At 65.2% G+C, this 22,678-nt stretch carries 20 protein-coding genes and 1 pseudogene; 18 read left to right on the top strand and 3 right to left on the bottom strand.

What is annotated here, in order from left to right:
• Positions 1 to 35: 35 nt before the first annotated feature.
• Together AC1DX8_RS01610 and AC1DX8_RS01615 are read left to right on the top strand one after the other, a co-directional pair.
• Positions 36 to 422, top strand: coding sequence for a nuclear transport factor 2 family protein (locus tag AC1DX8_RS01610; protein WP_477628146.1), 387 nt, complete (start codon positions 36 to 38; stop codon positions 420 to 422).
• Positions 423 to 449: 27 nt separating this feature from the next.
• Positions 450 to 1,232: an SDR family NAD(P)-dependent oxidoreductase gene (locus AC1DX8_RS01615; protein ID WP_477628147.1), complete on the top strand. Its 783-nt coding sequence runs from the start codon at positions 450 to 452 to the stop codon at positions 1,230 to 1,232.
• A gap of 102 nt (positions 1,233 to 1,334) precedes the next feature.
• Here the strand turns inward: AC1DX8_RS01615 and AC1DX8_RS01620 are convergent, their stop codons facing one another.
• Positions 1,335 to 2,606, bottom strand: coding sequence for an ROK family protein (locus tag AC1DX8_RS01620; RefSeq protein WP_477628148.1), 1,272 nt, complete (start codon positions 2,604 to 2,606; stop codon positions 1,335 to 1,337).
• 227 nt (positions 2,607 to 2,833) lie between these two features.
• Between AC1DX8_RS01620 and AC1DX8_RS01625 the strand changes: the two genes are divergently transcribed.
• The 13 genes and pseudogenes from AC1DX8_RS01625 to AC1DX8_RS01685 form a co-directional block, all read left to right on the top strand.
• Positions 2,834 to 3,712: a sugar phosphate isomerase/epimerase family protein gene (locus AC1DX8_RS01625; protein ID WP_477628149.1), complete on the top strand. Its 879-nt coding sequence runs from the start codon at positions 2,834 to 2,836 to the stop codon at positions 3,710 to 3,712.
• Complete coding sequence (locus AC1DX8_RS01630) at positions 3,709 to 4,773, top strand: Gfo/Idh/MocA family protein (protein WP_477628150.1); 1,065 nt, start codon at positions 3,709 to 3,711, stop codon at positions 4,771 to 4,773. Before AC1DX8_RS01625 ends, AC1DX8_RS01630 begins: the two co-directional genes overlap by 4 nt.
• Before the next feature lie 233 nt (positions 4,774 to 5,006).
• Positions 5,007 to 5,564 (top strand): hypothetical protein, encoded by a 558-nt coding sequence (locus AC1DX8_RS01635; RefSeq protein ID WP_477628151.1) that lies wholly within the window; start codon positions 5,007 to 5,009, stop codon positions 5,562 to 5,564.
• A 55-nt stretch (positions 5,565 to 5,619) separates the two neighbouring features.
• Positions 5,620 to 6,948, top strand: a complete 1,329-nt coding sequence (locus tag AC1DX8_RS01640; protein WP_477628152.1) for an ABC transporter substrate-binding protein — start codon at positions 5,620 to 5,622, stop codon at positions 6,946 to 6,948.
• A 91-nt stretch (positions 6,949 to 7,039) separates the two neighbouring features.
• A complete protein-coding gene (locus tag AC1DX8_RS01645; protein WP_477620628.1) occupies positions 7,040 to 7,879 on the top strand; it encodes a carbohydrate ABC transporter permease in 840 nt (279 codons plus the stop codon).
• Entirely contained in the window at positions 7,879 to 8,754 is an 876-nt protein-coding gene (locus AC1DX8_RS01650; RefSeq protein WP_477620630.1) for a carbohydrate ABC transporter permease, read from the top strand. Before AC1DX8_RS01645 ends, AC1DX8_RS01650 begins: the two co-directional genes overlap by 1 nt.
• Before the next feature lie 48 nt (positions 8,755 to 8,802).
• On the top strand, positions 8,803 to 9,822 hold the full coding sequence (locus AC1DX8_RS01655) for a sugar phosphate isomerase/epimerase family protein (RefSeq protein ID WP_477628153.1): 1,020 nt from the start codon (positions 8,803 to 8,805) through the stop codon (positions 9,820 to 9,822).
• Complete coding sequence (locus AC1DX8_RS01660) at positions 9,819 to 10,946, top strand: Gfo/Idh/MocA family protein (protein WP_477628154.1); 1,128 nt, start codon at positions 9,819 to 9,821, stop codon at positions 10,944 to 10,946. The genes AC1DX8_RS01655 and AC1DX8_RS01660 overlap by 4 nt, the downstream gene beginning before the upstream one ends.
• A 366-nt stretch (positions 10,947 to 11,312) precedes the next feature.
• A complete protein-coding gene (locus tag AC1DX8_RS01665) occupies positions 11,313 to 13,706 on the top strand; it encodes a GH116 family glycosyl-hydrolase (protein ID WP_477628155.1) in 2,394 nt (797 codons plus the stop codon).
• 148 nt (positions 13,707 to 13,854) lie between these two features.
• Entirely contained in the window at positions 13,855 to 14,835 is a 981-nt protein-coding gene (locus AC1DX8_RS01670; RefSeq protein WP_477628156.1) for an acetylxylan esterase, read from the top strand.
• Positions 14,832 to 15,659 carry a polyphosphate--glucose phosphotransferase gene (gene ppgK / locus AC1DX8_RS01675; protein WP_477628157.1) on the top strand — a complete coding sequence of 276 codons (828 nt, stop codon included), beginning with the start codon at positions 14,832 to 14,834 and terminating at the stop codon, positions 15,657 to 15,659. The genes AC1DX8_RS01670 and ppgK overlap by 4 nt, the downstream gene beginning before the upstream one ends.
• Positions 15,656 to 16,228, top strand: a complete 573-nt coding sequence (locus AC1DX8_RS01680) for a LacI family DNA-binding transcriptional regulator (protein WP_477628158.1) — start codon at positions 15,656 to 15,658, stop codon at positions 16,226 to 16,228. The genes ppgK and AC1DX8_RS01680 overlap by 4 nt, the downstream gene beginning before the upstream one ends.
• Before the next feature lie 555 nt (positions 16,229 to 16,783).
• Positions 16,784 to 17,070, top strand: a pseudogene (locus AC1DX8_RS01685) (formyltransferase family protein); the annotation flags it as partial.
• 129 nt (positions 17,071 to 17,199) lie between these two features.
• Here the strand turns inward: AC1DX8_RS01685 and AC1DX8_RS01690 are convergent.
• Positions 17,200 to 18,138 carry an NADP-dependent oxidoreductase gene (locus tag AC1DX8_RS01690; RefSeq protein ID WP_477628159.1) on the bottom strand — a complete coding sequence of 313 codons (939 nt, stop codon included), beginning with the start codon at positions 18,136 to 18,138 and terminating at the stop codon, positions 17,200 to 17,202.
• A gap of 47 nt (positions 18,139 to 18,185) precedes the next feature.
• A complete protein-coding gene (locus AC1DX8_RS01695) occupies positions 18,186 to 18,902 on the bottom strand; it encodes an NADPH-dependent F420 reductase (protein WP_477628160.1) in 717 nt (238 codons plus the stop codon).
• Between the two features lie 115 nt (positions 18,903 to 19,017).
• Between AC1DX8_RS01695 and AC1DX8_RS01700 the strand changes: the two genes are divergently transcribed.
• The 3 genes from AC1DX8_RS01700 to AC1DX8_RS01710 all read left to right on the top strand — a co-directional run bounded on the left by AC1DX8_RS01700 (position 19,018) and on the right by AC1DX8_RS01710 (position 22,674).
• The gene (locus AC1DX8_RS01700) at positions 19,018 to 19,944 is read left to right on the top strand and encodes a cupin domain-containing protein (protein WP_477628161.1); all 927 of its coding nucleotides are present in this window, start codon (positions 19,018 to 19,020) and stop codon (positions 19,942 to 19,944) included.
• A 608-nt stretch (positions 19,945 to 20,552) separates the two neighbouring features.
• Complete coding sequence (locus AC1DX8_RS01705; RefSeq protein WP_477628162.1) at positions 20,553 to 21,419, top strand: SMP-30/gluconolactonase/LRE family protein; 867 nt, start codon at positions 20,553 to 20,555, stop codon at positions 21,417 to 21,419.
• A 199-nt stretch (positions 21,420 to 21,618) separates the two neighbouring features.
• The gene (locus AC1DX8_RS01710) at positions 21,619 to 22,674 is read left to right on the top strand and encodes an NAD(P)-dependent alcohol dehydrogenase (protein ID WP_477628163.1); all 1,056 of its coding nucleotides are present in this window, start codon (positions 21,619 to 21,621) and stop codon (positions 22,672 to 22,674) included.
• Positions 22,675 to 22,678: the final 4 nt, after the last annotated feature.

The raw sequence follows: 22,678 nt of genomic DNA on the forward strand, positions 1-22,678 counted from the left end.
GCGCTCATCTTCCCACTACCCAACAAGGACTCGTCGTGCCACAAGCCGAGCAGGCCACCATCGACCTCCTGACGGACTACTTCGCGGCATTGGAGAGGAAGGACATCGACCGTCTCGGCGCCTACTGCGCTGACGACATCACCCACACCTTCGCCAACGCCCCGACCATCACCGGCCGGGACACCCTACTCGCCCGCATGGTCGACTTGCTCAGCAAGGTGAAGCTGTTGACCCACTCGCTGACCAACGTCTGGCAAGAGGAGGACGGCGTCACCATCTTCGAAGCAACCACCTTCTGGCACTTCCACGACGACACCGTCGTATCAGTCAACGCCTCCTCGATCTTCACCATTGCCGACGGCAGATTCACCGATCAACGAATCTACGTTGACAACGCTCCGGTCGACCCTTTCCTCGCCTAGGCCAAGCAGAGAGCTCACACCAAACTCATGGCCCGCATCTTCATCACCGGCTCCGCCCAAGGCCTAGGACGCAGCGCTTCGGCGCGGCTGCTGGCCGAAGGCCACCAGGTGGTAGTCCACGCCCGGGACAGGAGCCGAGCGGCCGGGTTGACCGACCTGGTGCAGCGCGGTGCGACGGTCGTCACCGGAGACCTCGCCGACCCGGACCAAACACGTCACCTCGCCAACCAGGTCAATGAGCTCGGCCGCATGAACGCCGTAATCCACAACGCCGGGGTCTACGGCGACCACGAAGCCCACGCCGGCCGGGAGGGACACCCGCGAACGCTGGCGGTCAACACCCTCGCCCCCTACGTCTTGACCGGTCTGATTGAACGACCGGACAGGCTGATCTACTTGACCAGCGACATGCATATCAGCGGCGACGACAGTCTCAGCGACCTCGACTGGAAGACCCGTCGCTGGAACGGCACCCAGGCCTACTGCGACAGCAAGCTCTTCGTTACCGCGCTAGCCCTCGCCGTCGCCCGCCGCTGGAAGGACACCATTAGCCACGCCGTCGACCCAGGTTGGGTACCCACCCGCATGGGTGGCCCCTCCGCCACCGACGACCTCGAACAAGGTCATCTCACCCAGACTTGGCTCGCCGTTAGCGACGACCCCGAGGCGCTGCGCAGCGGGTCGGTCTGGCATCACCGCCGACCAGCGCGCTGTGCAAAGGCAGCAGCCGATAGCCACTATCAAGACCGACTCCTCAGCCAACTGGCCCACATGACCGGGGTTGACCTCACAAGCCATGAAGGCGCATGACCATCGCGAGTCATGGGTCAACCCCGAGAAGAGCTCCATGAAGATGTGATCCCCACACCGGTGCCCGAGCCTCGATCTTCTTCATGGAGTCCGGCAGGGCGGCTATCCAGCAGCCGGCTCCAGCGAGGGATCATCTACGGCCGTCTGCCAGGCCTCCAGCTGTTCGCCGGAGAGCAGCCCTCGGATGACGGTGTCTGCGCAACCAGCCACGCCAGCGGTGTTCGCGTTCTGCGAGCTTTCGACCTTCAGGCGCTCCGTCGCGAGCGGGAATGAGCGCTTGTCCACGGATCGCCGGACCGGTTCGGTCAGGAGGTGGCCCGCCTTGCCTCCCACTCGGCCACCGATAACTATCAACGCGGGGTTGATCAGGTTCGTTGCGCCGGCGACAGCTAACCCGAGTGCTTCGCCCGCTCGCGCCATGATTTGCGCACAGGCCTCGTCGCCAGCAAGCGCGCCCGCCACGATGTGTTCGTCTCGGATCTGGCGCGCCGGCATCCCGTCAAGGAAGGGACTGTTCCCCTTACGCATCGCCGTCACTCCGAACTTGGTGATTGCCCTCCCGCTGGCCAAAGTGTTCAGGCAGCCCGAGTTGCCGCACCAGCAGATCAACGAGCGATCGTTGGAGATCGTCATGTGGCCGATCTCGCCGGCCACGCCGGAGGCGCCCCGGTAGAGCACTCCGTCGCTGATCAGTCCCGCACCGATTCCGGTACCCATCTTCACGTACAGCATGTTCCGACACTCCTCGGTGGAGCGCTCGCGCGCTTCACCGGCGGCCATCATGTTCACCTCGTTGTCGACCCAAACGGGCACGTGGTACTTGGAGCTGAACCAGTCGGCGACGGAGAAGCCAGCCCATCCACCGTCGCGCGTCGTATCCATGGTCAGGCCGTCAGGCCCGACCGGGCCGAGCACGCCGACGCCGATTCCACGCAGGGGCCCTCGGGCGCCTGCGGGGCAATCCCCCAGCAACCGCGCGAAGACTGTCTCGGCCCCCGCGAGCGCCACGTCCGGACGCGCTGCGAGTGGCAGCCGGCGGTGGCGGGTTGCCAGGACACGGCCTGACAGGTCGGTGATCGCGGCGGTGAGGCCAGTGCTGCCGAGCGAGACCGCGAGCACGCTCCCCGCGTCCGCAACGAAGTCGAGCCGACCAGGCGGGCGCCCTCCCGTGGACGCGACGGTCGGACCCTCGCGGACCAAACCCGCCGTGGTCAACTGGTCGACCCGCTGGATGACGATCTTCCGACTGAGCCCCGTGACGCGGACGAGGTCTGGGCGGGTGTTCGCGGCGCCTTCGCGAATTAGCTCAAGCACCTGCTCGAGGTGGGTGTCGCTCGACGCGACAGGAGCCGTACTGACAAGCCGTTTTGCCACGTGTCCTCCGGAGTTGATCGGGCGCTTCGCAAGGTTACATCCCTCACAGTTAAATCCCTCGCGTCCCAAACCTTGACTTTTATCCGTGAGGTACATATGTTCGGCATCACACGGCGCTCGGGTCACCCGCCCCGATCCTCCGAATAGAAACGCCGAGGCCAACCGCACCTCGCCGACCCGCACCTCCCTTGGCGCAATCGACAAGGACACTGATGTCTGCTTCGAAGATGAAGGTCGCCGTCAACCCGCTTCCGTGGGTGCTCAAGAACGGCCGGTTCCAGCTGAGCCGTACGGTGCTAGTCGAGGCTTTGACCGACCTGCGCGAGGTGGGCTTCCGCGCTATGCACGCCCAAGTGCCAGACGATATGACGGTCAAGGAGTACAGCCAGACCCTCGCGGACTACGGGTTCGAGCCGGCCCCCGGTTACTTTTCCGAGGACTTCGCGGACGCGGACTCCGGCCATAGGGTCCTTGAGCGCGCGCGCCGGGCCGCCCAGGCGCACACCGAGCTGGGCCTGTCGCAGATGTTCATCGCGTCTGACATGGCGACCGAGCGGTTGGCTCGTCCGGCTATCGGACATCTCCCGGATGACGAACGACTGAAGCGACTCACCGACGGCATGGTGGCAACTGCCGAGGTCATGCAGGCCGAAGGAGTCACCGCCGCGTTGCATTCGCACGTCGGCTCGTGGGTGGAGACGGAAGAAGAGATCCGGGCGGTGCTGGACTGGTCGGAAGGTTCTGCCCTGGGGTTCGGTCCCGACACAGGCCATCTGTTCTGGGGCGGCGCTGACCCGGCGCGCATGGTCAAGGCCTACGCGGCGCGAGTGGCGTGCGTGCACATCAAGGACGTCGACGCGGCCGCAGCCGCAACTGCCCGCGAGCAAGGCGACGACTATCAGGCCGCGACCGCCGTGCGGCATGTCTGGACCGAGCCCGGACGTGGTGATGTCGACCTGGACGCTGTGATCGCAGCGCTGAATGGCTTCGACGGGTGGGCCGTCCTCGAGGTGGACGTGCCGAACCTGCCGACGCGCGTAGAGAGCGCACGCGTCGGCCTGAGCTACTTCGAGGCCCAGCCGGCCTTCGAGGTCTCCGCGTCATGACCGGTACCGCCGCGCTCGGCGTGGGCTTCCTGGGAAGCGGGCCGGTTACCCAGGCCATCCATCTCCCCGCATTGGCACGGCTGACCGACCTGTTCACCGTGCGAGCGGTGATGGATGTCAGTGAAGTCACCGCCGATGAGGTCGCCGCGCGAGTCGGGGCTCGGGCAACCACGTCGATCGACGACCTGTTGCAGGACCCCACGGTGGACGTCGTTGCGGTATGCAGCCCGCACCAGTTCCACGCCGAGCAGGTCATCGCCGCCTGCCGAGCGGGTAAGCGAGCCGTGCTGTGCGAGAAGCCGTTCGCGACCACGACCGACGAAGCGTCACGGATCGCGCAGGTCTCCCAGGAGACCGGTGTACCCATCATCGTCGGCGCGATGCACACCTACGATCCTGGCTGGATCTCGTTCACCGAGGCTTGGGGGCCAACCCGAGGGAGCGCGTCTCACATCCGCTGCTCGGTGGTACTTCCGCCCAACCCTCGCTTCGAGGACTTCGCCACCGAAGTGACCAGCCGCCCGCCACGGCAGGAGTCCTCGCCTTCGAACTCGGTCGACGACCGAGCGAATCGGCTGCGTGGCGGGATCCTCGGACTCGCCATCCACGACCTCCCTCTGATCCGTGCGTTCCTGACCTCCACGGACAGCATCGTCGTTCGCAGCGCACAGACGTTGAGCCCGTTCGGATATCTGGTCGTCTTCTCCTGCGGCGACCAGGTCGTTGAGCTGCACGCCCACCTGTCTGACAACTGGAACCCAAACTGGTTGTTGGAGGTGTATGCCGAAGACCGGGTCGGCTCAATCCAATTCACGCCCTCATACGTCCAAGCAGGCTCCGCCGAGGCAGCCATCAGCTCAGCCGACCAACAGGTGCGGCTTGCCCCCAGCGCGCGGAATGGGTACGTCGAGCAGTGGCAACACCTGTACGACCTCGCTCTCGGGCACGCGCCCCGCTATTCCCCGACTGATCTGATAGCCGACCTGACGTTCGCCCTCGATCTGTCCGCTCAGGCGGCAGGGGCGTTGGCGAGCAGCTCCGTACCGGCCGGTGCCCGATGACCGCCCTGCGGGTCAGCGCCGGGGCCGACGGGGCCGTCGCCGACAGCATCCTCCCCGTCATCGCGTCTCTGCCGACCTCCTTGGTAGCCGCGGAATCCACCGAGGCGGCCGATCTGTTTGCCGTCCACGGCGGTTCTGGCTGGCTACAGCGAACCGCCGAGTGCCTCCGCCACAAGACCCGTGGATTGCTGATCGTCCACCCCACACCAGTCTTGGCGAACCAGGTTCCCGACGTGAGTTCCCTTCCGGTGGTCGTCGACTACCGGTTTGCGGGGAACCCTGCCGTGGCCGCGGCGGCTGAGGCGTTCGTCGGCTGGCCGGCCGACGCGCTGATCGAGATCGCGGCCACGAATCACGATGCGTCTGAGCTGGGCGCCACCCTGCTTGACCAGCTGGCCACCCTGCGCCGCCTCGGTCAGCCCCTCGCGGACCTCCACAGGCTGAACTGGACCGGCAGCGGCTACTACCTGCGCGCGTCGACGACCGCGGGATCACCGGTCCTTCTCAGTGCCCACGTCACGTCCGGCACTAAAGCCTCCCTACGAGTTCGGGGACTGACCGCCGATACCGCGGTCGAGCTGGTCCTCCCGGACTCCGCCAGCGCCCGACCCGCTGCGCTCGTCATCACCACGCCCAGCGGCGCCACCATGATGCCCACGCTGTGGGAGTCCTCCCACCGCGCGGCATGGCGGCGACTACACGCCGCCGTCGCTGGGACCCGGCTGACGACCGACCTGACCGAACTGCGGTCGGACCTGATCTTGGTCACCGACGTTCTTCCAACGCCATGACCCCTGCACTGACCCAACTGGCTCAACACAATGCACACCCACGAGAGGACCAATCATGACCAACCTGAGCATTCCTGACTTCTCCCGACGCGGCTTTCTGAAGGCCTCCGGCGCAGCTGCCGGTCTGGCCCTCATCCCCGGATTGGCGGCCTGCGCCGAGTCGAAAACCCAGACCGGCTCCGGTGGCGCCGCCGGGACATTGAAGTTCTGGGACATGCCATGGTCCACAGGCACGTACGACAAGGCCTCGCAGGCCCTGGTCGCTGCATACAAGCCGGCGAAGGGGCTGCCGGGGGCGGCGTTGCAACGAATCCAGTGGAACAATTTCACGACCACGTTCTCCTCGGCACTGGCATCCAAGACCGGTCCCGCGGCGAGCTCCGGCGGCGGGTTCCAGGCGTTCCAGTTCGCCGACCAGGGCTACATCGCCATGGCGGACAACCTCATCTCGACGTGGGAGAAGGAAGGCTTCAAGAAGGACTTCCTCCCCGGCACGATCGAGGCGATGAAGACCGACAAGGGATACGTCGGCGTCCCCTGGCAGTCCGACTACCGGGTCTGGTGGTACCGCAAGTCCCTGTTCGACGACGCCGGAGCGAAGATCCCCACGACATGGGATGAACTGATGACCGCCGGGGCCGCACTGAAGAAGAAGGGCTACTTCGGCTTCGGTTTGGGGGCGGGAGCAGGCAACAGCTTCGGTGTCCAGGGAATCGTCATGATGATGATCAACAACGGCGGCGGCATCTTCTCGCCCGACGGCAAGCTCGACCTGCTCAACGAGCGCAACGTCGAGGCCATCGACTTCGTCATCGAGCTGGTGAAGGCCGGCATCAGCGACCGCGCCTCGGTTAGCTACTCCGCAGACAATCTCCTTGCCCAGTGGAAGAACAAGAAGAACGCATTCGGCATTCACACTGCGGGACTCAACGAGTCGATCGGAGACACCACTGGAGACTTGGTGGTTGCCAGCCCGTTGACAGGTCCGCACGGCGACAAGGCAATCCTGGCATACGTCAACAGCATCATGATGTACACCAACACCCCGTCCCAGCAGGCGACCGAGGCGTTCGTGTCCTACTACATCAAGAACATGAAGTCGTACTGGCAGCAGGGCGTCATCAGCGCTCTCCCTGTGCTGCAGTCCATCGTGGACCTGCCCGAGTTCCAGAAGGACGAGGCCAAGGCGAAGGTGGTCAAGGAGTATCAGCCGGTCGCCAAGACCTTTGGCGCACGTTCGGACAAGCTGTTCGGCGCGATCGGCCAGGTCGACGGCAGCCAGCCGCTGAACCAGTTCGCCCAAGCGGTCCTCGGCGGGCGGACGGACGCCAAGTCGGCGCTGACGACCCTGCAGCAGGGCCTGTCCAGCATCGTGAAGTCGTGACATGACGTCCACGACCACGGCCGCGTCGACTCGGGAGAGGCGTGCCCCCGGGACGCCGGGCGGGCGACGGTTCAAGCCCGGTACGTGGACCATGTTCTTCTTGGCTCTGCCGTCCATCGTGCTGCTGCTGCTGATCCATGGGTGGCCGCTCATCCAGGCGTTCCGGCAGTCGCTGCACGATGGCACCCTGATCGACCCGGGGCAGTTCGTGGGGCTGCAGAACTACATCGACAACCTGAACAGCCCCACGTTCTGGAAGGCCGCCGGGTTCACCGTGGTCTTCACCGTGGTCGGGGTCTTCGGCAGCTGGATCATCGGGCTTGCGCTGGCGCTCCTACTGCGCACCCGGATACCGGCGGGCGGCATCTTCAAGGTGCTGCTGCTGCTGCCCTGGGTCGTGCCCATCGTCGTCTCCTCCACCGCGATCAACTGGCTGGTCGCCACCAGCTCCAGCCCCATTCCCACGCTGTTCGAAAACCTCGGACTCGCCCCGCCGCTGTTCCTCGCCGATCCGACMTGGGCTCGGATTCTCGTCTGCGTGTTCAAGGTGTGGGTCAGCTTCCCGTTCATGATGTTGATGTCCAGCGCAGCCCTGGCCAGCGTCGACGAGACCGTCTACGAGGCGGCCCGCATGGACGGCGCGAGCAGCCCACAGCAGCTGCGCTGGATCACCCTGCCAATGATCGCCCGGTCCACATACATCTCGTGGATCCTCATGACGATCTTCTGCGTCAACGACTTCCCCACCATCTTCCTGCTCACCGGCGGTGGTCCGATCGACGCCACCAACTCCCTGGTCGTGCTCGCCTACAGAACCGTCTTCCAGAACCAGCAAGTCGGCCTCGGAGTCGCGGTCGCGTTCATGATGACCGTCGTGCTGGTGTTCATCGCCACCCTCCTCTACCGGCAGATCCGAAAGGCAGCGATCTGATGGCTATCGTCCACCAAACGGCCAAGGTCGGCCAGGTCGCCGGCAAGCAACTGCTGACATCACAGGAGAAGGGCACCCGCGGGCAGTGGTGGCGCTTCGTCCTCGTCCTGTTCATCGTGGTCGTCACGTTGATACCCATTGCCGTCGTGCTGTTTCTGGCGTTCACCCCCACGGTGACCTCGAGTAGCAGCGGGTTCACCCTCGAGAACTTCAGCAACGTCTTCGCCAATAGCGATGTCATTCTCTGGCTTCAGAACAGCCTGCTCGTCACCCTCGGCACCGTCGTGGTCTCGCTCGCCGTCGCGGCGCCAGCCGGCTACGTCCTCTCCAGGGGCCGGAGTAGGGCCGTGTCCGGCTATTCACTTCTGCTGTTCGTCTTCCAGAGCCTGCCCGTGGTCACCTCGGTCATCCCTCTGTTCATCCTGTTTGCCAAACTCGGCCTGATCGACAACCTGTTCGGCGTCACGATCGTCTACGTYGCCTCCGCCATGTCGGTCGCCACCTGGATGATGGCCGCCTACATGGACTCCATCCCCATCTCCCTCGAGGAAGCCGCCTGGATCGACGGCGCATCACTCTTCCGAGGCTTCGCCCAGGTCGTGCTGCGCAACTCCCTGCCCGGCGTCCTGTCGACCGCCATCTTCACGTTCCTCGTCGCCTGGAACGACTACCTCGTCGCCATCGTCTTTCTGCGCTCAGCCGTCGCGTTCACGCTGCCTCTGGGCGTGCAGTCCTTCTTCCAGCAGAACACGACCGACTGGGGCGGAGTCATGGCCATCGCCGTCGTCATGATGATCCCGCCTGTCGTCATCTTCGTGCTGCTCAACAAGTACTTCAGCGTGGGTGGAATCGGCGGCTCGCTCGCCGGCCAGTAGTTCGCCCCCACCTCACCAGCACCGAAGCGTTACGAATAGGAGAACGCCATGCGGCGACCCCTGACTCTGTTCACCGGCCAATGGGCGGACCTGCCATTCGAGGAAGTATGCCGGCTGGCCTCCTCATGGGGGTACGACGGACTGGAGATCGCATGCTCCGGAGACCACCTCGACGCCGAACGCGGCGCCGTCGACGACGCCTACATCGCCGAGCGGCGGAAGACCCTCGACAGCTTTGGCCTGCGCGTGTACGCGATCTCCGCGCACCTCCAAGGTCAGGCCGTCTGCGACGACCCGATAGACCAACGCCATCAAGGCATCCTGGCTCCCTCGGTCTGGGGTGACGGCGACCCGGAGGGAGTTCGTCATCGGGCGGCTGAGGCGGTCAAGAACGCGGCGCGCACGGCCGCGCGGCTGGGCGTGACCACCGTGGTCGGGTTCACCGGGTCGTCGATCTGGAAGTACGTCGCGATGTTCCCCCCTGCTTCCAGCGCGATGGTCGAGGCCGGATACCTCGACTTCGCCGCCAGGTGGAACCCGATCCTCGACGTGTTCGACGAGGTCGGTGTCCGCTTCGCGCACGAGGTCCACCCCTCCGAGATCGCCTACGACTACTACTCCACACAGCTGGCCATGGAGGCGGTCGACCACCGACCCGCTTTCGGTCTCAACTGGGACCCCTCGCACATGGTGTGGCAGGGCATCGACCCGGTGAACTTCATCTGGGACTTCCGCGACCGGATCTACCACGTCGACTGCAAGGACACCAAGATGCGGACCCCCGACGGTCGCCGCGGCATCCTCGGATCCCACCTGCCTTGGGCCGACCCGCGACGCCGCTGGGATTTCGTGTCGACCGGGCGCGGCGACGTGGACTGGGCCGAGTGCTTCCGCATGCTCACGACCATCGGCTACGACGGACCCATCTCCGTCGAGTGGGAAGACGCCGGCATGGACCGGCTGCAGGGCGCAGCCGAGGCTGTGACGTACCTGCGCAGCCAACTGTTTGAACCGCCTGAAACGTCGTTCGACTCCGCGTTCGCCACCGCCCCGGGTCTGACGTCATGAGCCCCACCGCCATCCCGTCAGCCATTCGGTCTGTCATCGTGGGGACGGGATTCATGGGCGACGTTCATGCTCGGGCGGTACGCGCCTCTGGGGGCACCGTCGCGGCCGTCGTCTCGCGCAGCGCCGACCAAGCGGCCGCCGCTGCGACACGGTTCGGGGCGGAGTCGGCATACACCGCCCTGGAGCAGGCACTGAACGGGGGCCAGGTCGATGTCGTCCACATCTGCACCCCCAACCACACCCACCTAGAGCTCGCGCACGAAGCGATCGCCGCAGGCCTGCACGTCATCTGTGAGAAGCCGCTGGCCACGAGCACTTCGGATGCCGAGGACCTCGAGGCGGCAGCAACCGCGGCTGGAGTGGTCCACGCGATCCCATTCGCGTACCGCTTCTACGGCTCCGTTCGCGAAGCCCGAGCACGTGTCCTCGCCTCCCCGAAAAGCAGCGTCAGGATCATCCACGGCAGCTACCTTCAAGATTGGTTATCACGTCCCGACGACACGAACTGGCGGGTCGACCCCGCCCTCGGAGGACACTCGCGAGCCTTCGGCGACATTGGCGTCCACTGGTGTGACCTGGTCGAGTTCGTGACCGGCCATCGCATCGCCCGGGTCAGTGCGCAACTGTTGGCGCTACCGCGAACAGGAGCCGGAGGATCGGGCACCGAGGACGCCGCAGTCATCCAGTTCGTCACCGACCACGGGGCGATCGGCTCGAGCGTTATCAGCCAGATCTCACCCGGTCGCAAGAACCGGCTGTGGTTCTCCATCGACACCGCCGACGCCTCCTACCAGTTCGACCAGGAAGACCCGGACTCCCTCTGGATCGGCGGACGGGGCCACAACGTGGAACTGCCGCGTGCCGCGGAGGACCAAGTCATCGGCCCCCATTACGACCTGGTCCCTGCAGGGCACCCCCAGGGATACCAAGACTGCTTCACTAACTTCGTCAGAGACGTCCACCGGGCGGTGCGCGGCGAGCGACCGGACGGCCTACCCACCTTCGCGGACGGGCTTCGCGCGGCCGCACTGACCGACGCCGTTCTGGAGTCAGCGCGCACCGGCGCGTGGGTCAAGCCGACGACGCCCCGGCAGGGGGTCGTCAGTGCCGCGGCCCGGGGTTGATCTCCAGCCCCAATCAAGCCCAAAGGCCGTCCTCGGACGCCTTCGGAATGTCCCATCCGTCAGTGCCGACCGGAAGCGAGTCAAGCCATGRAAGACCCAAACTTCTCCAGAAGCCGGAGGGGCCGCAGGCGCCGGGCGGCCCTTGCTGTCGCAGTCGGCATAGCCGCCACCGGCATCGCACCAGCCCTAGCGTCGGTGCCGCTGGCGCCAGCCGCGCAACCGGCGCGACACACTGCCCTTGGCGACGCGGCATACCAGCGACCCCTCGGAGTGATTGGCAGCACCCCATGTAGCCCTCGCGACTGGCAGCGGTGCGCCGGGGATGCCTCCGCACCCGACACCGTGCCCTTCGGGCTCGGCAACCCCATGGCGCAGCCCGGCCTCGGCATCCCGCTCGGTGGACTCGGAGCGGGCTCCTTCATGATCAACCAAGCTGGGACCTTCGGTCCCTGGAGTATGGGCGGAGCCACAAACTCCAACTACGAGAAGCGGATCCTGCCCCAAGCTGCTATCCACATCCGCGAGCAGCAGCGAGGCCGAAGTGCCTCGACGAGGACGCTGGCCGTCAACAGCTCCGAGTTCGGTTCCGTCCTTCCTGCCTGGTCGACCCTAGATGCTGGCAAGGGGACCTACAGCGCGCTCTATCCATTCGGTCGGATCGACTACACCGACCCCGTGCCCTCAACGTCTGTGTCTACCACTTTCTGGTCTCCCATCGTGGCCGGCAACGACGAGTCCTCGTCCCAACCGGTGGCCTACTTCGATGTGCAACTCACGAACAAGACGAGCAAGGCGACGAAGGTGTCGACGATGTTCACCTTCCCGAACGCTCCAACCCACGTGGCCAGCACTGTTCAGAACACCCCCAGCCCCGTGTCCAGTGTCCGCACGGGCTACACCAGCCACAAGACGGTCGATCACCTCAACAAGATCACCGGCATCACGCTGGGGGCCTCCAGCCCGGACAACACCGCAGACTCGCAGAACAGCGAGTGGACCACTGCCGTTCGCAGCGAACCCGGACAGCGAGTTACCTACGCAACTTCCTGGGACGCCGACGGTGACGGCTCTGACATCTACACCCCCTTCAAGGCAACCGGTCTCCTTCCCAACGCTGCCATCGACAACAGCAGCTCCGCCAGCGCCCTCGCAGTCGCGATGAACTTGCCTGCTCATCACACTCAAACCGTTCACTTCGTCCTGGCCTGGGATTTCCCGCAAGTCACTTTCGGTACTGCGGGGGACACAGTCTGGATGCGGCGTTACACCTCCTACTACGGAGCCCGTGAAGACGCACGAAACAACTACATCTCGGGCAGTTATGCCGGCAATCAGGGCTTCGCCATCGCGGCCCGGAACCTCGCCCGCGAAGACAAGGCAGCGAAAGCCGTGGCACGCTGGTGGAAGCCGGTGGCATTCGACAACACGGTGTCGCCCGCAATCCGCATGGCCGCTCTGAACGAACTTGGTCAGCTCCCATTCAACGGCTCCTTCTGGGAATCCGGCCTCGTCTCCAGTCCACACCTGACCGGTGCACCCCGGATAGGCTCGGCGGTTCCTGGCACCCACCTGTTCCACACGGTCACGGGCGGTGGCTGGGCCGACGCCGGCGAGACCGACGTCGCAGGGCAGATGGCGATCGCCCTGCGCGAATTGTTCCCATCCACTGAAGCCGCCTGGGTACGCGCAACCTCCGAGATGGTCACCCAAGACCCGAACGGCCGAGTACCCGGGAGCCCTGGCTTCAATGGCCAGGTCGGCAGCTACCTCTGGTGGCACCTGACCGCACCGTGGCTGCTATGGGAGCACTCCGCCAGCCCAGCCGTCCCCGAAACCACCTTCTTCGACCGTCCGGCCAAATACCTGATCCGCTCGTACGGCGCGTATCACAGCTCCGGCAACGACGCACTGTTGCGCGACATCTACCCTGCGATGCTCCGCGCCTGGACCCACGACGTCCAATCTCGCATACCGCAGGGCGACACGCTGCCCACGGAGCCGGCCGCCTTCGCCAGCACCTACGACATCATGGGGCAGTCCGGTGGAGTGCATGGTGTCTACAACTCCGGCCTCTACGTCTTGGCCGCAGACATCATGGCAGCCGCTACAAAGGACGCAAAGCGGCTAGGGATTCCCGCAGCCTCAACGGTGGATCTAAACGCCCTCAACCACACGCGGGCCACTTCCCGCGCCGCGTACGAGGCGGCCTTCTGGACCGGGAGCTACTACAAGTTCACTGACGCAGGAGCCCGGTCCACGGATGCCTTCGTCGACGTGCTGTGGCCTCAGCACGTGGCAGAGCAGCTCGGCCTGCCGGACATCAATCCGCCTGCACATGTGGCAGCCCACCTGACCAATACCTTCGACCTCATGACGCAGCTGAAGGACCCCACGGGGCACATGCTAGGGGCGCCGAACCTCGTCCCCTACGGTGGCAAGCCGTACCCGTTCCTGCTCAACCGGCCCCTGGAACTCGGGTTCCAGGCCGCGGAGGTGTGGACCGGGACGAACTTTGAGTTCGCCGGGACGCTCATCCGGGAAGGCCGACGGCTCGGACGACCCGACCTGGTCGCCGACGGCAACGAGCTCGCGGAGGGTCTGGTACACCAGATCTACAGCCCGAGCGCAGCCGCAGGTGGTGCATACGCCTTCAACACCCCCGAGGCGTGGAACGGCTACGACCCCACGACCTACCGAGCGGCCTACTACGTGCGAGCCCTAGCCGCCTGGGACACGTACGCATCGGCCCGCAGGAAGTGACGTCGCAGACCTAACGCTCGTGCACCAAATGAGGACGCAGGGTCAGCGCGTGACCCTGCGTCCTCATCACGTGCGTGGGTCAGCGTCCGATGATCCCTCTTACGCAGCGTGCATCCTCCATCCTCGACAGCCCCGAAAGGCCTACGCCATGCCTTGGTTTGACCTACCCGAGGACCAACTGCGCACCTACCGCACGACCACGGTTGAGCCTGAGGGGCTCGACGAATTTTGGGTCGCCCGGATCGACGAAGCGCGAGCATCGGCACGGCCGACCACGATGACGCGTCACCGGCCAGAGGTTTACGGAGACCTGCCAGTCTGGGACGTCGAGTTCTCCGGCGCTCGCGGTGACCGCGTACGCGGCTGGTACCTGCGCCCAGCAGACTCCGGCGACACGGCGCTGCCTCTAGTCATCACCTACATCGGCTACGGCGGCGGACGCAGCGTCCCGAGYGACCACCTCGCGCTCGCTGCCGTCGGCTTCGCCCACCTCGTCATGGACACGCGGGGGCAAGGCGGTCGCTGGTCAACCGGAGCGACGCCGGACGGGACAGGGACGTTCGCGGAACGAGCCGAGGTCATGACGAGAGGCATCGCCGACCCCGAAAATTACTACTACACCCGGCTCTACGTCGACGCGGTTCGTGCAGTCGAGGTCGCCGCTCAACTACCCGGCGTAGACCCTGATCGCATCGGCGTCACCGGCAGCAGTCAGGGCGGCGCGCTCGCCCTCGCGGCGGCGGCACTTCTGCCGCCAGCAGTGCGTGCATGCGCGGCAGACGTACCTTTCCTATGCGACATCCAACGCGCGATCACACTCTCGGACCAACACCCGTACGCCGAGATATCCGATTTCCTCGCCATGCACTTCGACCTGGTCGATGCCGCCCGCGACACGCTGCGTTACATAGACAACGCCCTTCTCGCACGCCGCATCACGGCAGACACCTCGATAGTTGTGGGTCTGATGGATCGAGTGTGCCCGCCATCAACGGTCTTCGCTGCCTATAACGCCATCACCGCGCGCAAGCGCATAGAGGTCAACCCATTCGGGGTGCACTCCCACAGCAGGCAGCACGACGAAAGCAAGATTCGGTTCCTCCGTGAGCGTCTGGTGGCACCCAAATGAGCTACCAGCCAGACGTCGCCCTCGGCATCGACATCGGGGGCACCGGAATCAAAGGCGGTCTGGTGAACATCTCATCAGGGTCCCTGGTCAGTCAGCGGTATCGGCTCGATACCCCACATCCAGCGACGCCAGTCGACGTGTCCGACGTCGTGGCCGCCGTTGCCGCCCACTTCGACTTCGCCGGCCCTGTAGGCGTCGCCTTCCCGGGTGTCGTCCTCGACGACGTTGCTCATACCGCCGCCAACCTGGACGACGGCTGGATCGGCACTTCCTTGCACCAGCTCATCGGTGTCCGGCTAAGTGGACCATCGACCTTTCTGAACGACGCCGACGCCGCCGGCCTCGCCGAAGCTCACTACGGTGCAGCCCGGGGCCAGCAAGGCGTCGTCGTTGTCGTCACCTTCGGTACCGGCATCGGTGTCGCCGTAATCAACAACGGCGAGCTGGTCGCCAACTCCGAACTCGGCCACATCGAGATCGAAAACGTTGACGCCGAACGCCGCGCCGCTGCGTCAGCCCGTGAACGCGACCAGCTGACCTGGGCCGATTGGGGCGCCCGCGCCGACACTTATCTGAAGGCCCTGGAAAACCTGATCTGGCCCAACCTGATCATTTTGGGAGGCGGCATCTCCAAGAACCCCGAAAAGTGGCTTCACCACCTCAACCCGCGCACCCCGGTCCGGCTCGCGCAGTCGATCAACAGCGCCGGCATCATCGGTGCAGCCGATGCCGCCTGGATGCAGCACCGTGCCGACACCGGGCAGCTGATCCAACACCGCGCCGGGCGCGCCATCCAACCCCCAGCAGAACCATCCCCGACATGAGCGGCAGGTCTCCTGATGTTCGCTGGAACCCGCCGACCAGCGCCGAGCCGGAGATTCGTGACCCCTGCCAGCCGGACCCCGGCGGCGCGACTGCTCATACGACGGCGTGTCGGTCTGCCGGCACTCACCCAATTGTGGGGGATGCCTCGGGCTTCGTGAAGGGGGCGGCAACCCTCATGACGGACGCCTCAGCCGCGTGTCGGGACTCCCGACTGTCGAACGTCGAGATTGATACCACCCCTGCCAACGGGTCGGGGGACCAAGCTGACGCCCCCAGACCCCCGACCATCAAAGACGTCGCCCGCTTGGCTGGGGTGAGCTTCGCGACCGTGTCGCGGGTTTTGAACGCCGACCCGCATGTCCGCGAGGAGACCCGGCTGCAGGTGAAGCGCGCCGTCGCACTGCTCGGCTACGAGAGGAACGAGGCAGCCGCCCAACTACGTCGCGGCCGCGGTGTAAAGCGCCGAAGTCCAAAGGCGAACAAGGAGCGCGGTGGCTGGGAGGCTATGCAGGAAGACCATCAGGGCGCTATCGGCCTAGCGTTCGAGGAGCGTCGGCAGACGCGCTAGGCGGCATGTGGGGACCCCTTGGGCGCCATACCGAAGCCTGCCGCAGGGAGCGCTCTAGGGCTGCGCCCCCTCTGTCGCCCACGTGGCCGAATAAGCATGCAGAACCGCGGGTTGGCAAGTGACCTTGCGACCAGAGCGCCGGGACCCATTCGGCCGATTGTGGAGGACAGGCTCACCAGTGAGGTCGCCAGAAATGAGTTGACGGCGGGTTCAATCTGCGGGAGATGGTGGGGGCGCGCCCGTCGATCCTGGTTCGATCAAGCGCGGCTCTGCGTCAAGCTCGTCGCCGAATGGGTCAGCCGAATCGAGCTAGCGGAGCAACACTCTTGCAGTGTGAGCGCCGCAGGCGTACACGTCGCGGCTGAGGGCGGAGATCGTTGGTTAGGCGATTTCGCACAGGAGAGATTCGTCGTATGCCAGCAACGAGACATCCTCTGGGACGCGGCAGCCCCACCTCCTTGGCAGCGCTCAGTCCGGCGACGGCCACCACGTCGTTGTCGAACAGGATTGCGGTGGGCGGGCGATCCCGGGTCAGAAGCGAGCTCGAGGGCCGGCGCGATCAACATCCACCACTCCTTCCTGCCCAGCTTCAAGGGAGCCAAGCCCTCCCGCCAGGCTTTTGCGCGGGGTCAAGCAGGTAGGGTCAACCGCCCACCCCGTCACGCCAGAACTCGACGAGGGACCGATCATCGAGCAGGAGGTGATCAGGGTGGACCACACCTACGGCCCTGAGGAGCTCGTCGGGGCCGGCCGTGACGCCCAGTGCATGCCTGGCCCGGGCCGTACGCTGGCACGGCGAACACCGGGTGATGCTCAACAGGGTTCGCACCGTCGTCTTCCGTAGGCGGACATGCCCGCCACGGACGACGACCACTCGGATCGGCGTGCCCACTCCCGGGCAGGGACCGTGGTACTTGAACGGGAGATCGAGGACCACGAGGCCCGGGGTGACCAGTGGCCTACGGGTTGGTTCAGGAGATCTCGAGCACGAAGCGTCCGTGCGTAGGGCCAGCCTGGAACTTCGCGTAGGCCTGAACCGCCGCCTCCAAGGGGTAGGTCGCAGCGACGAGGAGTGGCAACTCACCGGCGGCTGCGAGGTCTGACAATGTCGTCAGTGTCGCGGCGTCTGGGGCGACCACCGTTGCACGTAAACGGATGCCACGCTCGGCCGAAGGCATGGCGTCCCAGCGGGTCGTGCTGTAGGTGCCGCCGTCCTTGATGGCGCCCATGACGGCCTGGCCCTGGTCGGTCATGTTGATCACGGTGTCCACGCCATCGGAGTAGCGAGCTTTGATCGCGGTAGCCGGGTCGTCGCCGGCAGGAATGAACTCGTCGGCGCCGGCGGTATGTAGGACGTAATCCTCCCGCTCAGGGACGTCGATGCCGATGATGTGTGCTCCGCGCAGCTTCGCGAGCTTGGTGGCGATCGCCCCGACGCCGCCGGCGGCACCGACGACCACGACAATCTGGCCCTGGCGGACCGCTGCGAGTTCCACTGTCTGCGTCGCGGTGAGCCCGTTGAGGGGGATGGTGGACGCGAGGACGGGGTCAACCCCGGCCGGGGCAGGTGCCACCGCGTGGGTGGGGACGATGACGTACTCGGCGTGTGCGCGGCCCACGGCCACGGCTCCGTTGGTGATTGCGATGACGGGTTCACCCTTGCTGAAGAGGGCGGGCGTACCGCCGCCGCCTGTGGCGTCGATGACGCCGGCGATGTCCCAGCCGATGCCGTAGTGGGTGCCTTCTGCGGGACCGGGGAAGACCCCACTCCATGCGGCGACGTCGGCCAGGCTCATGGCCGAGGCCTGCACCTTGATGCGCACCTCATGGTCACCGGGCTCAGGGATATCAAGGTCAACGACCTCGATGACGTCCGGTCCGCCGACGGTGCGGTAGATGGCTGCGCGCATGATCTTGAACTCCTTGGTGTGTGGTTATGTGTGGTGGTTCGGGAGGGTCAACGCCGGGCGGCGTCGATGTAGGTCTTGAGCTCCGCTGACGGCATGGCCTTGCCGACATCGTGGAGCCATTGGGCGTCGGGGCGGCTGAGGTAGGGGGTGACGAACGCGGGCGTCCCGGGCTCGAACCGCCAGCTCTCGGCGAGGGCGCCTACGGGCAGGGCGTCGAAGCCGAGGTCGTCCAGGAGTCGTGAAACGAGCACTAGGTCGGACGCGTTGTCGGCCGCAATGGGGATCGCCGTTCGGTCGGGTGCGCCGTCCGGCCTCGCGAGGTTGGTGATGTGGTGGGAAGCGATGGTGTTGAACGCTTTGACGACGCGTGCGTCGGGGAAATGGCGCTGGAGCAGTTCGCTGCTCGTGATCGAAGCAGCGTCGAGCAGCGGCTGCGGCGCGTACATGCCGGGGTAGTAGTTGGTCAGGTCGATCAGGACCTTGGCCGCCGCCAGGTCCGCGGGCAGCTGCTCGAAGCTGCCGAACGGTATCGCCAGGACGACGACGTCACCAGCGGTGGCAGCTTCGCGTGCCGTCGTGGCCTGGACGGTGGGTGTGAGCTCGTGGACCCATCCTTTGAGGGCTTGGGGGCCTCGTGAGTTGCTGACGTTCACCGCCAGGCCGGCCTTGATGGCGCGCCRTGAAAGTGCTTCGGCCATGTGGCCTGCCCCGATGAAAGAGATGGAGTGGACGGGGGGTGCCAACGGTGTCGGAGGAATCATCATGGTTTCACGCTAGAAGTCGTGATGAGCGCGTCCCAACGCCTGACGTCCGAAGATCCGGGCCGATCGTCCAGCGTCCAAGCGGAATAGCGACGCCATCGAGCAGGTTTCGCATGACGTGACCGACGTACTTGACGAGATGCTGGGTCGAGTGACCATCGAACGCTCTTGGTACGCAAGCGTCCGAGGCACGAGTCCCTGGGCGTTCTCCTCTGCCGCGGCTCCACTTGCACGACTCATCGTCGTCACCAAGGGCGAGTGCGTCATCACATCGGACGCCCTGGACCAACCGATGGCGCTCACCTCGGGTGACTGCGTCATCGTGCAGGCCGGGGTCGAGCTCGCGCTTCAGGATGACCTCTCGACCGTTCCTGTCGAGTGTGACGGCCTGACGTTCAGCGACAATCGGCAAGCCACACTCGATGGCGGGGGCGCGGTGACCGAGATGCACACCGGTCGTTTCAGCCTGGATGTCGATGCATCTGAGCTCCTGATGAGTTCTCTGCCGCCCATCATGCGCATCCGGCTCGACGAGCTAGATGACTCTTCCATCCGGACGACCCTCCACTTGCTGTCGCTGGAGTCAGCGAACTCGATGGGTTCAGCGGCAGTCACCGGCAGGCTGGCCGATGTGCTTTTCATCCAAGTCTTGCGCGCCTGGTGCAACTCGGGTCCCGGTGCTCATGTGGGCTGGATCGCGGCGCTGCGCGTGCCTCAGCTCAGGCCGGCCCTTATCGCAATGCATCGCGACCCGGCGCGTCCGTGGACGGTCGCCGAACTCGCTGGCCTGTCGTTGATGTCAAGGTCAAGTTTTGCTGCCATGTTCAAGTCGGAAACAGGTCACAGTCCGTTGGTGTACCTGACGCGTTGGCGCGTCTACCGAGCCAAGACCCTCCTGTCTGACTCATCCATGTCGGTCCTAGAAGTCGCCATTGCGGTCGGTTACGAGAGCGACACCGCGCTCAATAGGGCATTCCGAAAGCTCGACCAGATGGCTCCGGGAGTATGGCGCCGAAGACATTTGGGCGACTTGCGCGCAGCCTGATCATGGCCGCCAAGTTCAACAGCTGTCCTTTCATCCAACAATGAAATCCCATACGCTCGGCAAACGATGGTCACAAGGACCCGGTGCACCTTGAATCCACCGCGGCTCCCGGCCGTGCCTCGCCATGCTTACCGGCACCGCGGCGGACCGGAGTTCGGACCGTCGTCGGGCACAGCGATCCGGAGCATCTTCGCGTTGTCATTTACAACCGCACCGAGGAAGACCGCGCCGGGCGGAGTCGCGAGCGCTGAAATCCACTCGTGGACCGCGTCCGTAACGGTGGAGAGTCTTTGGCACGCCGGAGTAACACCAAGCTTCGCCTAGGCGCATTGGTTCCCGCGCTAGGCCTGGCGTCCGGCCGACCCGGCACATGACGCTGCTGGGGGCTTCTGCCCCTGCTCGAGCCGCGTATGTGTGGACGGGGGTGCCGTGGTGAGGGTGGCGTGTCACACCCTTGACGACCCGTCGAATGTCGGACAGTATCGCTGCTGTTCAACCGGGCAGTTCGCGGCTCGCGCGGGTCGTCAAGACATGCGGCCGGTCCAGCGCGACCGCCCTGGACCCACCTCAAAGAAGAGGAAGGCGTGATGATGGCTACTACTCCCGGTATGGAAGTTGTCGAACTACGGCCGAAACGCTTGGCGTCTGGCTTACGGTTCCCCGAGTCCCCACGATGGTGGGACGGGCAGCTGTACTTTTCCGACCTTTACGGCAACAAGGTCTTCCGGATGAGTGAGGACGGCTTAGAGCTTGTCGAGATCGCGCCCCTCGAGGGCCTGCCATCCGGACTTGGTCAGCTACCCGACGGACGGCGCATCGTTGTTCAACAGGAGCCCCGGCTGCTCCGGGTGCTGACCGAATCCGGCGTCGACCCGGAGCCATTCGCCGACCTGTCGGAGTTCACCAAGTATTGGCTCAATGACTGCGTCACCGCGAGTGACGGCATCACCTACACCGGATGCTTGGAGTATGACCTCCTCACCGGTGAGCCGCCAGCGCCCGGCAAGCTGCTGATGACGACCGCAGAGGGGGTCACGCGAGTAGCCGCTGAAAACTTACTCTTTCCGAATGGGGTTGCGGTAACGGCCGATGGCGGAACTCTGCTGATCGCCCAGACCCAGGCGGGCGAGATCACTGCCTTCGACCGCGCGACTGACGGGTCGCTTTCGAACAGGCGGGCGTGGGTCAAGTTGAAGGACTTCACGCCCGACGGGATCTGTCTGGACGCCGAAGGAGCATTGTGGGTCGGCTCCTGCTTCACCTACGAGTTTCTGCGAATTCTGGAGGGCGGCGAGGTAACGCATCGGATCGCCACGCCGGGCCGGTGGGCTCTTGCACCCATGCTCGGCGGTGCCGATCGGCGGACCCTTTTCCTCCTGACCAGTGACACCGACTTCGAGCGCATAAAGCGACAAGAGATGTCTGGGTACATCGACTCGGTGCGGGTCGACGTGGCCGCGGCAGGGCTCCCATAGCCGGCGAGTGAACGTGCATACGTTGACAAGCGGACTTTTGTCCGACAATACTCGTTCGAGACAGCCAGCCGCGGCAGGCGCGATATCGATCGGGATAGCCGTATGTCGCACGACCCGTGTGTGGTGCGCGGCGGCTTGGCCAAGAACGCAACCGTGATGCGGCCCGCAAGCCGGAGCGCAAGAGTGAAATCGAGGATCAATGACGACCAGTGCCACTGCCCGCGGAATCGCTGAACCCGGGGAGAAGTTCTCCCGCCTCGATGTCAAACGTCGGGAGCTCGGCGAGCACGACGTTCGCCTTGACATCGCGTTCTGCGGCATCTGCCACTCTGACATCCACTTTCTGCACAACCCCGTGAGGCTCGCCCAGGCCCGCTACCCACTCGTCCCGGGACACGAGATTGCAGGCACGGTGGCGGCCGTCGGGAACGCCGTCTCGGGTCTCACGGTGGGGGACCGCGTCGGGGTCGGCTGCATGGTGGACTCATGCGGTGAATGCCAAGCGTGTCGAGCCGACATGGAGAACTACTGCGAGGCGGACTTCACCCGGACGTACAACTGGCCACTCGCTGATGGCTCCCACACCCTTGGCGGGTTCAGCGACAGCGTCGTGGTGACCGAAAAGTTCGCTCTGCGCATCCCAGACGCGATTCCGCTGGACCAAGCCGCACCGCTCCTGTGCGCGGGGATCACGCTCTACTCACCGCTGGCCCACTGGGGTGCGGCCCCGGGCAAACGAGTGGCCATCATCGGTCTCGGCGGGCTTGGTCATATTGGCGTCCAGATGTCCCGAGCGTTCGGCGCGCACACGACGGTCTTCGATCTGGACCCAGGTAAGCGGCCCGACGCCCTCAGGTTCGGAGCAGACGAATTCATCGACCCGCGCTCCCCGGGGGCGCTCGACGGTTTGAAGTCCAGCTTCGACCTCATCATCTCCACGGTGCCAACTAATCCCGATCTCGACTCGTTCGTGGCCATGTTGGGCGTCGACGGTGTGTTCGTCAACCTGGGCGGTGCCGAGAAGCCGCTGAGCGTCTCCACCTACCTGCTGCGCCATAACCGGCGTTCGGTGGCCTCGAGCATGATCGGCGGAATCGCGGAAACTCAGGCGATGCTCGACTTCTGTGCCGAGCACGGGATTGCCGCTGAGGTGGAGGTCGTGAACGCGGACGAGATCGACGCCGCCTTCGACCGCGTCGTCGCGGGAGACGTCCGGTACCGCTTCGTCATCGATGGCACGACCTTCGCTTCGTGACGAC

The organism is Pedococcus sp. P2_A3 (assembly GCF_056405035.1).

Bases quoted from the DNA above. Each gene is read 5' to 3' on its own strand.
- AC1DX8_RS01615 (WP_477628147.1), top strand. From the start codon at position 450: ATGGCCCGCATCTTCATCACCGGCTCCGCCCAAGGCCTAGGACGCAGC.
- AC1DX8_RS01630 (WP_477628150.1), top strand. From the start codon at position 3,709: ATGACCGGTACCGCCGCGCTCGGCGTGGGCTTCCTGGGAAGCGGGCCG.
- AC1DX8_RS01660 (WP_477628154.1), top strand. From the start codon at position 9,819: ATGAGCCCCACCGCCATCCCGTCAGCCATTCGGTCTGTCATCGTGGGG.
- AC1DX8_RS01705 (WP_477628162.1), top strand. From the start codon at position 20,553: ATGGAAGTTGTCGAACTACGGCCGAAACGCTTGGCGTCTGGCTTACGG.
- AC1DX8_RS01710 (WP_477628163.1), top strand. From the start codon at position 21,619: ATGACGACCAGTGCCACTGCCCGCGGAATCGCTGAACCCGGGGAGAAG.
- AC1DX8_RS01680 (WP_477628158.1), top strand. From the start codon at position 15,656: ATGAGCGGCAGGTCTCCTGATGTTCGCTGGAACCCGCCGACCAGCGCC.
- AC1DX8_RS01625 (WP_477628149.1), top strand. From the start codon at position 2,834: ATGAAGGTCGCCGTCAACCCGCTTCCGTGGGTGCTCAAGAACGGCCGG.
- AC1DX8_RS01655 (WP_477628153.1), top strand. From the start codon at position 8,803: ATGCGGCGACCCCTGACTCTGTTCACCGGCCAATGGGCGGACCTGCCA.
- AC1DX8_RS01665 (WP_477628155.1), top strand. From the start codon at position 11,313: ATGGCGCAGCCCGGCCTCGGCATCCCGCTCGGTGGACTCGGAGCGGGC.
- ppgK (WP_477628157.1), top strand. From the start codon at position 14,832: ATGAGCTACCAGCCAGACGTCGCCCTCGGCATCGACATCGGGGGCACC.
- AC1DX8_RS01640 (WP_477628152.1), top strand. From the start codon at position 5,620: ATGACCAACCTGAGCATTCCTGACTTCTCCCGACGCGGCTTTCTGAAG.
- AC1DX8_RS01690 (WP_477628159.1), bottom strand. From the start codon at position 18,138: ATGCGCGCAGCCATCTACCGCACCGTCGGCGGACCGGACGTCATCGAG.